This is a genomic window from Caballeronia sp. GAWG1-5s-s, assembly GCF_023631445.1.
Lineage (GTDB): Bacteria > Pseudomonadota > Gammaproteobacteria > Burkholderiales > Burkholderiaceae > Caballeronia.
On the sequence record NZ_JALQDC010000004.1, the window covers coordinates 294,243 to 307,590 of the forward strand.

Below are 13,348 nucleotides of genomic sequence, written 5' to 3' on the forward strand. Positions count from 1 at the left end.
CCGGTTACTTGGGTTCGAATTGTAGCGCAGCCGAATTGATGCAATACCGCAGGCCAGTGGGCGCGGGGCCGTCCTCGAACACATGGCCGAGATGCGCGCCGCAGTTCTTGCACTGCACTTCGATGCGCAGCATGCCGTGCGAGCGGTCGGTCTTTTCCTGGATCACTTCGCCGTTGATCGGCTTGAAGTAGCTCGGCCAGCCGCAGCCGGCGTCGAACTTGGTGTCGGATTCGAAGAGCGGCGTGCCGCAACACACGCAGTCATACACGCCGCGCTCGAAGTGATCCCAGTACTCGCCGGTGAACGGCCGTTCGGTCGCCGCGTGGCGCGTGACCTGATATTGCATGTCGTTGAGTTCGCGGCGATAGACCGCGTCGTCCTTTTGTAGCGGATGCTCGGTAGCGCCGGGGGTGTCGTCTCGGTTCATGGTCTTCCTTTCGTTGCTCTGGGCTGTGTAGTTGGGGGCGGGCTCAGGAAGAACAACTCACTTCCAGATCGCTCGCCCAGTCCGGCGGCAGGCCGGCGTAAGCCTCGTTTTCGGGTTGCTCGTCGAACGGGCGGCGCAGCACGTCGAGCAGGCGCGCGACTTCCGAGAAATCCTTCTCGTTCGCCTGACGGATGGCCTGCTCGGCCAGATGATTGCGCAGCACGAACTTCGGATTCACGCGATTCATCGCCGCGGCGCGGGCAGCATCGTCGCGAGATTCATGCGCGAGGCGCTCGCGATACTGCACCGCCCAGGCGTCGAACGCCGCGCGATCGAGAAAAAGATCGCGCACGGGAGCATCGCCCGATGCATCCGCTTTCGCGAGCTTCGACAGATTGCGGAACGTCAGCGTGAAGTCCGCGCGATTCGCATGCATGATTTCCAGCAGGCCGTTGGCGAGCTTGTCGTCGCCTTCGCGCGCGGTTTCCAGACCGAGCTTCGCGCGCATCTTGTCTTCGAGCGCGGGCGCGAAGTACGTCTTGTAGCGTTCGAGCACCTTCTGCGCTTCCTCAACCACGCGTTCCGCGCGGCCTTCTTCCGGCAGCTGCGCGCCGAAGAGCGGGACGAGCGCCTGCGCGAGACAGAACAGGTTCCAGTACCCGACTTGCGGCTGCCGGCTATACGAATAACGCCCTTGCGTGTCCGAGTGATTGCAGATGTGATGCGCGTTGAAGCCGTCCATGAAGCCGAACGGACCGTAGTCGATGGTGAGGCCGAGAATCGACATGTTGTCGGTGTTCATCACGCCGTGGCAGAAGCCCACGCCTTGCCATTGCGCCATGAGCTCCGCCGTGCGTCGCACGACTTCATCGAGCAGCGCGAGATACGGATCGTCGGCGTCACGGCACTGCGGATAGAAACGCTCGATGACGTGGTCCGCCAGCGTCTTCAGATCGTCCACGCGCTCGTTCGCATAGAAGTGCTCGAAGTTGCCGAAGCGCACGAAGCTCGGCGCGATGCGCGTGGCGATCGCCGCCGTCTCGATGGTTTCGCGGCGCACCGGCAAGTCCGAACCGATGACGCCGAGCGCGCGCGTCGTCGGAATGCCGAGATGATGCATCGCCTCCGAACACAGAAATTCGCGGATAGACGAGCGCAGCACCGCGCGGCCATCGCCCATGCGCGAATACGGCGTGCGGCCCGCGCCTTTCAGCTGCACTTCGAGACGCGCGCCGGCGCGGTCGACTTCGCCGAGCGTGAGCGCGCGGCCATCGCCCAATTGACCGGCCCACACGCCGAACTGATGCCCCGAATAGACCGCGGCATAGGGCAGCGCCTCGGGCGGCCATTCGCGCGTGGGATTGCCCGCGAAGTACGCGGCGAACGCGGCTGCTTCGTCGTCTGCGATGCGCGCGTCGAAGCCGAGCAGTTCGGCCGCCTCGCGCGACACGGCGACGACATACGGATCGGGAACAGGCGTGGCGGGAAGACGGGTGAGAAACGTGGGACCGAGCGAGGCGAACGAGCCGGGACGGTTGCTTTGGATCGACTCGGCGACGGCTTGCATCGACTGCGGCATCGACTGCGCGCCAAGTTCGGATTCGGCTGCGCCGGTCGTTGCGCGCACGGCATTGCTTGGGGAAAACGACATGTTGAGCGCCTCTGAGTTAAACGATATTGTAATTCCGCGCCCGCGGGCCTGCAGGGCGGCACTCGGGCAGCTGTCGGACCATCTTTCGGACCATCCACTCGTCGAGGACTTCACACATGGCGTCGCCGCTTTACGGTCAGATGATGGACATTCCGCTGCTCGCGTCGTCATTGCTCTCGCATGCGGCGCGCCACTTCGGCGATACGGAAATCGTGTCGAAGCGCATCGAGGGCGACATTCATCGCTACACGTATCGCGATTGCGAGAAGCGCGCGAAGCAACTCGCTCAGGCGCTCGCCGCGCTCGGCGTCGGGCAGGGCGAGCGCATCGGCACGCTCGCGTGGAACGGTTATCGGCATCTGGAGTGCTATTACGGCGTGAGCGGCATGGGCGCCGTGTGCCACACCATCAATCCTCGGCTCTTTCCGGATCAGATCGCGTTCATCATCGATCACGCCGACGATTCATACGTCTTCTTCGACATGACGTTCGGGCCGCTCGTCGAACGCATCGAGCAGCATTGTCCGAATGTGAAGGGCTGGATCGCGCTCGGCGACGCGGCGTGCATCGCCGAACATCTCGGCGACATGAGCGTGCCGGTGATGAGCTACGAGAGCCTGATCGCGCCGCAGGACGGCGTCTTCGAATGGCCGGTGCTCGACGAGCGGCAAGCCTCGTTTCTCTGCTACACGTCGGGCACGACCGGCAATCCGAAAGGCGCGCTGTATTCGCATCGCTCGACCGTGCTGCATGCCTACGCCGCCGCGCTGCCCGATGCGATGGGCGCTTCGTCGAGCGACGCCATTCTTCCCGTCGTGCCGATGTTCCACGTCAATGCCTGGGGCATTCCGCACGCCGGGCCGCTCGTCGGCGCGAAGCTGGTATTCCCGGGCAAAGACCTCGACGGCAAGTCGCTCTATGAACTGATGGAAGCGGAAGGCGTCACGTATTCGGCGGGCGTGCCGACGGTGTGGCTCGGACTCCTGAATTATATGAAGCAGGCGGACAAGCGCTTCACGACACTCAAGCGCACCGTGATAGGCGGCTCCGCGTGTCCGCCCGCGATGCTGCGCACGTTCGAAGAAGAATACGGCGTCGAAGTGATTCACGCGTGGGGCATGACGGAGATGTCGCCGCTCGGCACGCTGGCGCGCCTGTCGTTCCGTCAGAAGCAGCGCACGCCGGAGGAACAGCGCGCATCGCGCGAGAAGCAGGGGCATGCGCTTTTCGGCGTGGATATGAAAGTGGTCGGCGACGACGGCCGTGAACTGCCGTGGGACGGCCAGTCGTTCGGCGATCTCTACGTGCGCGGGCCGTGGGTCATCGACCGCTATTACCGCCGCGACGAATCCCCGCTCGTCGACGGCTGGTTCCCGACCGGCGACGTCGCGACCATCGACGCCGACGGCTTCATGCACATCACCGACCGCAGCAAGGACGTGATCAAGTCGGGCGGGGAATGGATCAGCTCGATCGACCTGGAGAACATCGCGATGTCGCATCCGCAAGTGGCCGAGGCCGCGTGCATCGCGTGTTCGCATCCGAAGTGGACCGAGCGGCCGATCATCGTCGCCGTGCTGCGCCCGGGCGCGACGCTCACGCGCGAGGAGCTGCTCGCGTACTACGAAGGCAAGGTCGCGAAGTGGTGGATTCCGGACGACGTCGTGTTCGCCGACGAGTTGCCGCATACCGCCACGGGCAAGCTGCAGAAGGTGCGGCTGCGCGAGCAGTACCGCGATCATGTGCTGCCAGTCGCCGAAGAAAAGGCCGTCTGAGCGCTCTTGGGTCCACTGAAACGCCCCGCGCCGCGGGGCGTTCTTGCATCGGGCGCTTGCAGCGCATGCGGGCACAGCCGAATTGCACGGTCGTTCGTCTTTGTGTATTTTTCCCCGATCGCCCACAATGAGCCATCACGCGAGAGGGAGCATCCATGGCAGTCGACTATACGATCCGCGAAGGCGTTGCCGTCATCACGCTCGACAACCCGCCGGTCAACGGGCTCGGACATTCGACGCGGCTTGGCATCGTCGAGGGCATCGAGCGGGCGCGCAGCGATGCGTCGGTGCATGCGATCGTGCTGATCGGCGCGGGCAAGGCGTTCTCGGGCGGCGCGGATATCACCGAATTCAATACGCCGAAGGCAACGCAGGAGCCGACGCTCGCCACCGTCATCAAAGCCGTCGAAGGCAGCGAGAAGCCGGTCGTCGCGGCGATCCACGCGGTCGCGATGGGCGGCGGGCTGGAACTCGCGCTCGGGGCGCACTACCGCATCGCGTTGCCGGGCGCGCAGATCGCGCTGCCGGAAGTGAAGCTCGGCTTGCTGCCGGGCGCGGGCGGCACGCAGCGTCTGCCGCGCGTGGTCGGGCTTGAGCGCGCGCTCGACATGATCGTGTCCGGCACGCCGGTGCGCTCGGAGAAGCTCGCCGACACCGCGCTCTTCGACGACATGGCGCAAGGCGATCTGCTCGATGCCGCCATCGGCTTCGCGCGGCGCTTGGCCGAACGAGGCGGTCCGCATCCGAAAGTGCGCGATCGCCCGATCGTACATGCCGACGCCGCGCGCTGCTTCGAGTCCGCGCGTCATGCGATTGCTGAGAAAGCCAGGCACTTTCCCGCGCCTCACAAGTGCATCGATGCCATTGAAATGGGCGCGAAGGAAGGCTTCGATCGCGGTCTCGCCTTCGAGCGCGAGTGCTTTCTCTTTCTCGTGCAGACGCCGGAAAGCCGCGCGCTGCGGCATGCGTTCTTCGCGGAGCGCGCGGCGAGCAAGATCGCCGATGTGCCCTCGAATACGCCGGTTCGAAAAATCGAACGCATCGGCGTGATCGGCGCGGGAACGATGGGCGGCGGCATCGCGATGAACTTCATCAACGCGGGCTTGCCGGTCGTGCTGCTGGAAACGAACGAGGACGCGCTCGACCGCGGCCTCGCCACCGTGCGGCGCAACTACGAAGCGCAGGTGAAAAAGGGCAAGCTCACGCCGGAACGGCTCGAAGCCCGCATGCAACTCGTGCATCCGACGCTCGACTACGCCGATCTCGCGCAAGCCGATCTGATCGTCGAAGCCGTGTTCGAAGACCTCGACGTGAAGGCGCAAGTCTTCCGTCAACTGGATGCGATCGCAAAGCCCGGCGCGATCCTCGCGTCGAATACGTCGACACTCGATCTCGACAAGATCGCGGCATTCACTGAGCGTCCCGGCGATGTGATCGGCATGCACTTCTTCAGTCCTGCCAACGTCATGAAGCTGCTCGAAGTGGTGCGCGGCGAAAAGACGGACAAAGACGTGCTCGCGACCGTCATGCAACTCGCCAGGAAGATCGGCAAGACGGCGGTGGTGGCGCGCGTGTGCGACGGCTTTATCGGCAATCGCATGGTCGAGCAATATCTGCGGCAGGCGCTTTTCATGCTCGAAGAAGGCGCGCTGCCGGCGCAAATCGACCGCGCCATCGAGACCTTCGGCTTTGCTATGGGTCCATTCCGCATGAGCGATCTGGCGGGCAACGACATCGGCTGGGCGATTCGCAAACGGCGCTATCGCGAGCAGCCGGAGATGCGCTACTCGGGCGTCGCGGACCGGCTGTGCGAGACGGGTCGCTTCGGGCAAAAGACCGGCGCGGGCTGGTACGACTACGAAGCCGGCTCGCGCGAGGCGAAGCCGTCGCAGGCAGTGATTGAGATGATCGTCGCGTATTCGAAGGAACAGGGCATCGCGCGGCGGGACATAAGCGACGACGAGATCGTCGAGCGGCTCGTGCTGTCGCTCGTCAACGAGGGCGCGAAGATTCTGGAAGAAGGCATCGCGGCGAAGGCATCGGATATCGACATCGTGTATCTGACGGGTTACGGCTTTCCGTTGTGGCGCGGCGGGCCGATGTTCTATGCCGACACGCTCGGCCTGCCCAACGTCGAGCGCGCCATGCGCAAGTACGCCGCGCAACGCAACGGCGAAGCGTGGCAGCCGGCTGCGCGCATCACCGAACTGGCGGCGAGCAACGGCCGCTTCAATGCATGAGTGCCGAATGAAATCAGCGGAAGAAGTGCTCCTTGTCGTCGACGTGCAATACGACTTCATGCCCGGCGGCGCGCTCGCGGTCGCGCGGGGCGATGAAGTGGTGCCCGTCATCAACCGGCTCGCGAAGGCGTTCTCGCATGTGGTGCTGACGCAGGACTGGCACCCGGCGTCGCATGTATCGTTCGCGGCGAATCACGCGGGACGCGCGCCGTTCGAGACCATCGCGATGCCTTATGGCGAACAGGTGCTGTGGCCGCCGCATTGCGTGCAGGGCACGCAGGGCGCGGCGCTGCATCGCGATCTCGATGTGCCGCATGCGCGGCTGATCGTGCGCAAGGGGCATCACGAACGCGTCGACAGCTACTCGGCCTTCGTCGAGGCGGATCGCACGACACCGACCGGACTCGCCGGCTATCTGCGCGAAACGGGCGCGAAGCGCGTGTGGCTCGCGGGCCTCGCCACCGACTATTGCGTCGCGTGGTCCGCGCTCGATGCGCGCGCCGCGGGCTTCGAAGCGAGCGTGATCGAAGACGCGTGCCGCGCGATCGACCTGAACGGCTCGCTCGACCGCGCGTGGTCCGACATGCGCGCGGCGGGCGTCGCGCGGGTGCGGTCGGACGATGTCACCGGCTAAGGCTGCTCGCGATTTTTGCTACGCTTGGCGCTTCGTTCGTTCATTCGCATTACAGGAGCCGCCGTGCTACGTCACATCGTCATGTGGAAGTTGAAAGAGACCGCCGAGGGCGCCAGTCGCGCGGAGAACGCGCAAAAGCTGAAGACCAAGCTCGAAACTTGCCGCAGCCTCGTGAAAGGGCAGGGACACTTCGAGGTCGGCATCGCGCAGCCGGGCTTCGATTGCACGTATGACGTAGTGCTCGTCTCGGACTTCGACGACACCGCTTCGCTTCAGGCGTATCAAAAGCACCCGAAGCATCTCGCGGTGAAGGACTTCGTGACGGCGGTTCACGAAGCGCGTCAATGTCTCGACTACGAAGTGTGATCGCGATGACCGATACGCAGAAACAGCCCGCGAACCACGCCATCGCAATCGAAAGCCCGTTCATCGACGCGCTCGGGGTGCAGCTCGTGAAAGCCGTCGATGGGGAAGGCGAAGTGCGCCTCCCGCTCAGCGAAGCGCATATGAACACGTGGGGCATCGCGCATGGCGGCGTCACGATGACCTTGCTCGACGCGGCGCTCGCCATTGCGGCGCGCAGTGTCGCGGGCGATGGCGTCGGCGTCGTCACCGTCGAGATGAAGGTGAACTTCATGCAGCCAGGACGCGGCGAGTTGCGCGGCTACGGCCGCGTGCTGCATCGCTCGACGACGATGGCCTACTGCGAAGGCGAAATCCGCGACAGCGAGGGGCACTTCGTCGCGAAGGCGCTCGGCACGTTCAAGTACATGAAGCGGCTCGCGGTGGGCCGCGACGTCGTGCGTCAGAAACTGCGTTCAGATCCGGCGGCCACGCCCGGACCGAGCGACGCCTGATCAGGAGACTCCTTATGGCAAACGCCAACATCAATCGTCAGATACTGCTCGTTTCGCGTCCGCAGGGCGAAGCGTCGGCGGACAACTTCCGGCTCTTCGAAACGCCGCTCGCGCCGCTCGGCGAGGGTCAGGTGCGCGTGCGCAATCACTATCTCTCGCTCGATCCGTACATGCGCGGACGGATGAACGACACGAAGTCGTACGCGCCGCCGCAACCGCTCAACGAAGTGATGATCGGCGGAACAGTGGGCGAAGTGATCGAATCGCGCAATCCGGCGTTCAAGCCGGGCGACAAGGTCGTCGGCATGTTCGGCTGGCAGGAATACGGCACGTCCGATGGCAAAGGCCTGCAGATCGTCGATACGACTCATGTGCCGCTTTCGGCTTATCTCGGGCCGGTCGGCATGCCGGGCGTGACGGCGTGGTACGGCCTGAACCGCATCATCGAGCCGAAGGCGGGCGAGACGGTCGTCGTATCGGCGGCGAGCGGGGCGGTCGGCAGCGTCGTGGGGCAACTCGCGAAAGCGGCGGGGTGCCGCGCGGTCGGCATCGCGGGCGGCGAGGAGAAGTGTCGCTATGTGGTGGAAACGCTCGGCTTCGATGCCTGCGTCGACTACAAGGCGGGCAATCTGCGCGACGATCTGAAGGCGGCCGCGCCGAACGGCGTCGATGGCTACTTCGAGAACGTCGGCGGCGAAGTGCTCGATGCGGTGCTCGCGCGCATGAACGCGTTCGGACGCATCGCGCTGTGCGGCATGATTTCCGGTTATGACGGCAAGCCCTTGCCGATGAAAGCGCCCGCGCTTTTGCTCACGCAGCGGCTGAAGCTGCAAGGGTTCATCGTCAGCGAGCACATGGACGTGTGGCCGCAGGCGTTGAAGGAACTGGGCGCTGCGGTCGCGACCGGAAAGCTCAAGTATCGCGAGACGATTGCCGAGGGCATCGAAAGCGCGCCCGAAGCCTTTCTGGGTCTGTTGCGCGGCAAGAACTTCGGCAAGCAACTCGTCAAGCTGATTTAACGACAGCAGAGGAATCCGCGTGGATCGTTTCCAAGGCAAGGTCGCCGTGATCACCGGCGCGGGGAGCGGGTTCGGCCGCGAATTCGCGTACAAGGCGGCGTCGCTCGGCATGAAGCTCGTGCTCGCCGATATCGACGACGCTGCGCTCGCCGCCACCGTCGACGCCGTGCGCGCGCAAGGCGGCGATGCGCTCGGCGTGCGCACGGACGTCTCGGATGCGGCGCAAGTCGATGCGCTCGCACAAGCCGCGCTCGATGCATACGGCGGCGTGCATTTGCTCTTCAACAACGCGGGCGTGGGCGCGGGCGGCTTCGTCTGGGAGAACAGCGCGAAAGACTGGCAGTGGGTCTTCGGCGTGAACGTGATGGGCGTGGCGAACGGCGTGCGCGCGTTCACGCCGATCATGCTGAAGCAGGCGGAACCGGCGCATATCGTGAACACGGCGTCGGTAGCGGGCCTGCTCGCCGCGCCCGCGATGGGCGTCTACAACGCATCGAAGCATGCGGTCGTCGCGCTGACCGAGACGCTGTATCACGATCTGCGGCTCGCGGGCGCGTCCATCGGCGTGTCGCTCCTGTGCCCGGCGTTCGTGCCGACCGGCATTGCGGATGCGGAGCGCTCCCGGCCCGACGCGCTGGCCAACGACGCGCCGCTCACCGCATCGCAGAAAATGGCCGCGCGGCAGTTGGCGCGCGCAGTGGAAAGCGGGCGGCTCTCGGCGCGCGACATTGCCGAAATGACGTTCGATGCGGTCCGCGAAGGCCGTTTCTACGTCATCACCCATCCGGGCATCATGGCGTCGATTCGCCTGCGGCTCGACGATATCGCGCAACTGCGCAACCCGAGCGATCCGATGTCGGTCAGGGGCGAAACGAAGCGGGACGCGTGACGATGCCGCTCAATCCCAAGATCGCGCAGATCCTCGACATGGTCGCGCGCGCGAACCGTCCGCCGTATCACACGCTGACGCCCGACGAGGCGCGCGCCGCGTATGCGATGAGCGCGCCGATTCTCGATATCGCGCCCTTGCCGCTCCATAGCGTAGAAGACATGCGCATCGCCACGCGCGATGGCGCCGAGATCGGCGTGCGCGTCTATCATCCCGCCGCGCCGAGTTGGGCCGAGCCCGCGCCGGCGCTGCTGTATCTGCATGGCGGCGGCTTTACGGTGGGCAGCATCGCGACGCACGACGCGCTCTGCCGCAAGTTCGCGCACGACGCGCGCTGCGCGGTGGTATCGGTCGATTACCGGCTCGCGCCGGAGCACAAGTTCCCGGTCGCCGTGAACGACGCGTTCGACGCGCTGCAATGGCTCGCGCGTGAAGCGCCGATGCTCGGCATCGATCCGGCGCGGCTCGCCATCGGCGGCGACAGCGCGGGCGGCACGCTCGCCACCGTCTGCGCGGTGCTCGCGCGCGACGCGGGCATCGCGTTGCGGCTGCAACTGCTGATCTATCCGGGCACGAGCGCGCGGCAGCAAAGCGAATCGCATGCGCGGCTGGCCGAGGGCTATCTGCTTTCGGGCGAGACGATTCAGTGGTTTTTCGCCCACTATCTGCGCGACGACCGCGACCGCGACGACTGGCGCTTCGCCCCGCTCGATGCAGCGGGCGGCCAGCCGGATTTCGCGGGGGTTGCGCCGGCGTGGATCGCGGCGGCGGACCATGATCCGCTCTACGACGAAGACATCGCGTATGCGGCGAAGCTCGCGGCCGCGGGCGTGCCGGTGACGCTCGCGCGTTACGAAGGCATGATCCACGAGTTCTTCAAGATGGGCGGCTTCGTGCCGGAAGTGGCGCAGGCGCACGCGGATGCGGTAGCGGCGTTGAAGGGCGCGTTTGAGAGCTGAGGCGCGGCACTTTCGGGCTTTTGCGAACTCGGTGATGCAACCCGTCCGTCAGCACCGCGATGGGTCGTTTCGTTTGGTGTCTGAAGCGGCCAACGCAGACACGACACAGACCCCGAAAGCCACCCTCACGCAATGTCAAACGAAAACGCCCGCTCCACATTCCCCGGCCTAACGACCCGATGCGAACCATCGTCATCGCTGCGCTCCTTGATCGCCAGCGAAAAGCCGCGTGCAGCCGGCAGCACGCGCAGCGCGGTCGTGCTGCGCGTGCCGTAATCGGGCGTCTCGATGAATGCCGCCGACAGCACGCGCTCCCGCTCGATCGAAATGCCGGTGGACGGCAGATGTTCGTCATCGGCGATACGCGGATCGCGCAGCGTGTCGATCAGCACGTCGAGCGCCGGATGCTCGCCGGCATGAATCAGATCGGCAAGCGCCTGCCGCTGCGCGACGAGCTTCGGCCACGGCGTGTTCAAGAGGCTGTTCGAGAGACCGTGCACGCCGGCTTCGAGCAGCGCAGGCGGCGCGTCGGCGCGATTGCCGTACCAGCCGAGCTCGCGTCGCGCGAAATCGCCGCATAGCAGATTGAAGCCGTTATAACGATGCCCTTGCTCGGCCACGCGCCGCAGATAGTCCAGCGGCGCCTCGCGCTCGCCCGCGAGAAACGCGCTCACGAGCGTGCCGCGGGTGGGCGCATCCGGGCGCATTTCGCTCGGCGCGCGATAGTTCGTCAGCGCGGCGAAGCGGCCGTCGCGGCTCACGCCGAGCCACGTCCCGCCGCCCGTCAGATCCCGGCCGGCCAGGACGCCGGGCGCATCGGTCCACCAGTGCATCGGCTCGGCGTCGCGGCGGAAGAACTCGTCGCGGTTCGCGGCGAGCGTCAGCAGCGGACGACCGTCGTTGGAACGCGCGTCGGGCTGCCAGTCGAATACGATCAGGCACATGAGCGATCAGACGTCGGACGGAAACGCATAGGGCAGCGGCAGAAAGTCGAGACGCGGACCGTCGACGGCACCGACGTGCACGGAGCCGTTATCGAGCGCCGCGAGCTTGATTTCGACGAGACAATCGACGCCGCCGCCTTCGGCCGGCGCCGCATTCACGACCATGCCGCACGGCTGGCCGGGATCGTCGGAATGAAAGAGCGCTGCGCCGGGCGCGGCCGTTTCCCCGTGCGCGAGCGCCGTGCGCCGCTTGATGGTCCCGCGATACTGACTGCGCGCCACCACTTCCTGACCCGGATAGCAGCCTTTCTTGAAGTTGACGCCGCCCAGCACGTCGAAGTTGACCATCTGCGGGACGAATTGCTCGACGGTCGGCTGCGTGATGCGCGGCTCGCCCGCGTGAATGTCGAGCCAGTCCCACAGTTCGGCGGGCCCGCGCCGCAGCTTTTCGTCGAGCTTCGGCAACTGCGCCTCGATATCGGCTTTCGGGCCGACCCACAGAAAGCGCGGACGGCCCGCGGCATCCGGCACGCGGATCAGCGCGCCGTGCGGACCTTCCACCTTGACGTGGATGCCATCGGGCAGCGCGTCGAAGATGCCGGAGAGCGCCGCGCGCACATCGCCCGCGAAGCCGACGGCCGCGACTTCGGACGTCGCGTCGGAGAGCTTGGCTTTGGCGCGCAGCACGAACATGGAGAGGCGCTTTTGCACGGGCGCCTGAATGTCGTGCGAGATCAGGAGACGCACGGCGTCGGCTGTGCGCCACATGAGGAACGAGCCGAGCAGGCGGCCTTTGGCCGAGCAATAGCCGGCGAGGCGCGCGGTGGAGGCGTCGAGATGCTGGACGTCGTTGGTCAACTGGTTATGCAGGAACGCGACGGCGTCATCGCCTTTCACGTCGATCATGCCGAACTGCGTGAGCGGCATGTGGACGCCCGCGGTCCTGACGGCTTCGAAATCGGCGGCGGCGAGGGAAGTGGTCTGGGAATTCATAGTGACGATGTGTCGATGCGGAAGGCGCGGCCGGTCGATCCGGCCCCGCGCAGGTGGCAAGTCATTATATGGGGGTTGGGCGGGGCGTGTTTTAGCGCGCTGGCGGCGTGGGGCGAGGATTGCGACTAGCGCCGATGGCGAGCATAACGGCAGGCGCGTCTGCTCGAGGCGAACAGAGTCGCTTGCATGCGCGGCCAGTCGGGGCTTCGCGGAATCAGCCGATGCGTTGATGGGGTCTGCCGCGACCGTCGCTCTTATATCGCGTTAAGTGTGCGGCCAGTCGGGGCTTGACCAGGAGATGCGCAGAGAACTCGCGATTGGGCAGGCCGTGCGTTCCGTGGCGATCGACCGCGCGTGCCGTCGGGCAGTAAGGCATTAGTTGAAACGGCCGACTGCGTCCGCACCGCGACGGCGGCCTGCTCATTGGCATGCGCTTGCTCGCGCTTGTTCATTATCTTCAGCGGCCGATATCAGACGCAGCAGCGGGGGTGTCATCCGCCGCTGTCGTCGAAACCGCGGGAAGCGGCGGCGCCAGCGACTGTGATGCTCCCGCTTCCCTAGATGTGGCGCGATCGTCCGCGCCACCCTGCCTCACCCCTCACTGCCCAGCCGGCGACCTAACACTAGGCGTCGCGAGCGTGTTATTGCTCGTGGCAGGAGCAGTAGTGGTAGTGCCATTCGTGCTGCTCGGCAGACCCGAGTTCGGCGCGCCGCCAGACATGCCGCTGGCGGAGCCCGTCGCGCCCGGCGAGCCGTAGCCGCCCGTCGCGCCGTTGACCGGGTTGACCTGGTTAGCCGGGCTCGCCGTGCTGCCCGTCGAACCGCCGTTGGAACCGCCCGCCGAGCCGCCGCCGCCCGCCTGCGCGAACGCGCCGCCCGACAGCGTCAGCGCGGCGACCGCCGCGATCAATGTGCTCATTGCCTTGCTCATGATCTCTTCCTCCTTGGTCATTCTCCAAA

At 65.7% G+C, this 13,348-nt stretch carries 13 protein-coding genes; 8 read left to right on the top strand and 5 right to left on the bottom strand.

Going from position 1 to position 13,348, the window contains the following annotated elements; all coding sequences use genetic code 11:
• Window positions 1–4 precede the first annotated feature (4 nt).
• Window positions 5–427, bottom strand: a complete 423-nt coding sequence (gene msrB, locus NCR34_RS07240; RefSeq protein WP_250472292.1) for a peptide-methionine (R)-S-oxide reductase MsrB — start codon at window positions 425–427, stop codon at window positions 5–7.
• Window positions 428–470: 43 nt separating this feature from the next.
• Window positions 471–2,006, bottom strand: a complete 1,536-nt coding sequence (locus tag NCR34_RS07245) for a protein adenylyltransferase SelO (RefSeq protein WP_502800061.1) — start codon at window positions 2,004–2,006, stop codon at window positions 471–473.
• Between the two features lie 188 nt (window positions 2,007–2,194).
• Here NCR34_RS07245 and NCR34_RS07250 point away from each other — a divergent pair, with 188 nt between their 5' ends.
• The 8 genes from NCR34_RS07250 to NCR34_RS07285 all read left to right on the top strand — a co-directional run bounded on the left by NCR34_RS07250 (window position 2,195) and on the right by NCR34_RS07285 (window position 10,451).
• A complete protein-coding gene (locus NCR34_RS07250; protein ID WP_250499467.1) occupies window positions 2,195–3,853 on the top strand; it encodes a 3-(methylthio)propionyl-CoA ligase in 1,659 nt (552 codons plus the stop codon).
• Between the two features lie 155 nt (window positions 3,854–4,008).
• Window positions 4,009–6,093, top strand: coding sequence for a 3-hydroxyacyl-CoA dehydrogenase NAD-binding domain-containing protein (locus NCR34_RS07255; RefSeq protein WP_250499468.1), 2,085 nt, complete (start codon window positions 4,009–4,011; stop codon window positions 6,091–6,093).
• 7 nt (window positions 6,094–6,100) lie between these two features.
• A complete protein-coding gene (gene pncA, locus NCR34_RS07260) occupies window positions 6,101–6,727 on the top strand; it encodes a bifunctional nicotinamidase/pyrazinamidase (protein WP_248322210.1) in 627 nt (208 codons plus the stop codon).
• A gap of 63 nt (window positions 6,728–6,790) precedes the next feature.
• Window positions 6,791–7,093: a Dabb family protein gene (locus tag NCR34_RS07265; protein ID WP_250499469.1), complete on the top strand. Its 303-nt coding sequence runs from the start codon at window positions 6,791–6,793 to the stop codon at window positions 7,091–7,093.
• 5 nt (window positions 7,094–7,098) lie between these two features.
• The gene (locus NCR34_RS07270) at window positions 7,099–7,584 is read left to right on the top strand and encodes a PaaI family thioesterase (RefSeq protein ID WP_250499522.1); all 486 of its coding nucleotides are present in this window, start codon (window positions 7,099–7,101) and stop codon (window positions 7,582–7,584) included.
• Between the two features lie 14 nt (window positions 7,585–7,598).
• Window positions 7,599–8,603 carry an NADP-dependent oxidoreductase gene (locus NCR34_RS07275; protein WP_250499470.1) on the top strand — a complete coding sequence of 335 codons (1,005 nt, stop codon included), beginning with the start codon at window positions 7,599–7,601 and terminating at the stop codon, window positions 8,601–8,603.
• Window positions 8,604–8,622: 19 nt separating this feature from the next.
• Complete coding sequence (locus NCR34_RS07280) at window positions 8,623–9,492, top strand: SDR family oxidoreductase (protein ID WP_250499471.1); 870 nt, start codon at window positions 8,623–8,625, stop codon at window positions 9,490–9,492.
• Window positions 9,493–9,494: 2 nt separating this feature from the next.
• A complete protein-coding gene (locus NCR34_RS07285; protein WP_250499472.1) occupies window positions 9,495–10,451 on the top strand; it encodes an alpha/beta hydrolase in 957 nt (318 codons plus the stop codon).
• Between the two features lie 125 nt (window positions 10,452–10,576).
• Here NCR34_RS07285 and NCR34_RS07290 read toward each other — a convergent pair whose 3' ends face one another.
• From NCR34_RS07290 to NCR34_RS07300, 3 genes are all read right to left on the bottom strand, one after another.
• A complete protein-coding gene (locus NCR34_RS07290) occupies window positions 10,577–11,395 on the bottom strand; it encodes an NRDE family protein (protein ID WP_250499473.1) in 819 nt (272 codons plus the stop codon).
• 6 nt (window positions 11,396–11,401) lie between these two features.
• Window positions 11,402–12,388 carry a CAF17-like 4Fe-4S cluster assembly/insertion protein YgfZ gene (ygfZ, locus tag NCR34_RS07295; protein WP_250499474.1) on the bottom strand — a complete coding sequence of 329 codons (987 nt, stop codon included), beginning with the start codon at window positions 12,386–12,388 and terminating at the stop codon, window positions 11,402–11,404.
• Between the two features lie 598 nt (window positions 12,389–12,986).
• Window positions 12,987–13,319, bottom strand: a complete 333-nt coding sequence (locus NCR34_RS07300) for a hypothetical protein (RefSeq protein ID WP_250499475.1) — start codon at window positions 13,317–13,319, stop codon at window positions 12,987–12,989.
• Window positions 13,320–13,348: the final 29 nt, after the last annotated feature.

Bases quoted from the DNA above. Each gene is read 5' to 3' on its own strand.
- msrB (WP_250472292.1), bottom strand. From the start codon at position 427: ATGAACCGAGACGACACCCCCGGCGCTACCGAGCATCCGCTACAAAAG.
- NCR34_RS07300 (WP_250499475.1), bottom strand. From the start codon at position 13,319: ATGAGCAAGGCAATGAGCACATTGATCGCGGCGGTCGCCGCGCTGACG.
- NCR34_RS07245 (WP_502800061.1), bottom strand. From the start codon at position 2,006: ATGCCGCAGTCGATGCAAGCCGTCGCCGAGTCGATCCAAAGCAACCGT.
- NCR34_RS07290 (WP_250499473.1), bottom strand. From the start codon at position 11,395: ATGTGCCTGATCGTATTCGACTGGCAGCCCGACGCGCGTTCCAACGAC.
- NCR34_RS07250 (WP_250499467.1), top strand. From the start codon at position 2,195: ATGGCGTCGCCGCTTTACGGTCAGATGATGGACATTCCGCTGCTCGCG.
- NCR34_RS07255 (WP_250499468.1), top strand. From the start codon at position 4,009: ATGGCAGTCGACTATACGATCCGCGAAGGCGTTGCCGTCATCACGCTC.
- NCR34_RS07275 (WP_250499470.1), top strand. From the start codon at position 7,599: ATGGCAAACGCCAACATCAATCGTCAGATACTGCTCGTTTCGCGTCCG.
- pncA (WP_248322210.1), top strand. From the start codon at position 6,101: ATGAAATCAGCGGAAGAAGTGCTCCTTGTCGTCGACGTGCAATACGAC.
- NCR34_RS07285 (WP_250499472.1), top strand. From the start codon at position 9,495: ATGCCGCTCAATCCCAAGATCGCGCAGATCCTCGACATGGTCGCGCGC.
- NCR34_RS07270 (WP_250499522.1), top strand. From the start codon at position 7,099: ATGACCGATACGCAGAAACAGCCCGCGAACCACGCCATCGCAATCGAA.
- ygfZ (WP_250499474.1), bottom strand. From the start codon at position 12,388: ATGAATTCCCAGACCACTTCCCTCGCCGCCGCCGATTTCGAAGCCGTC.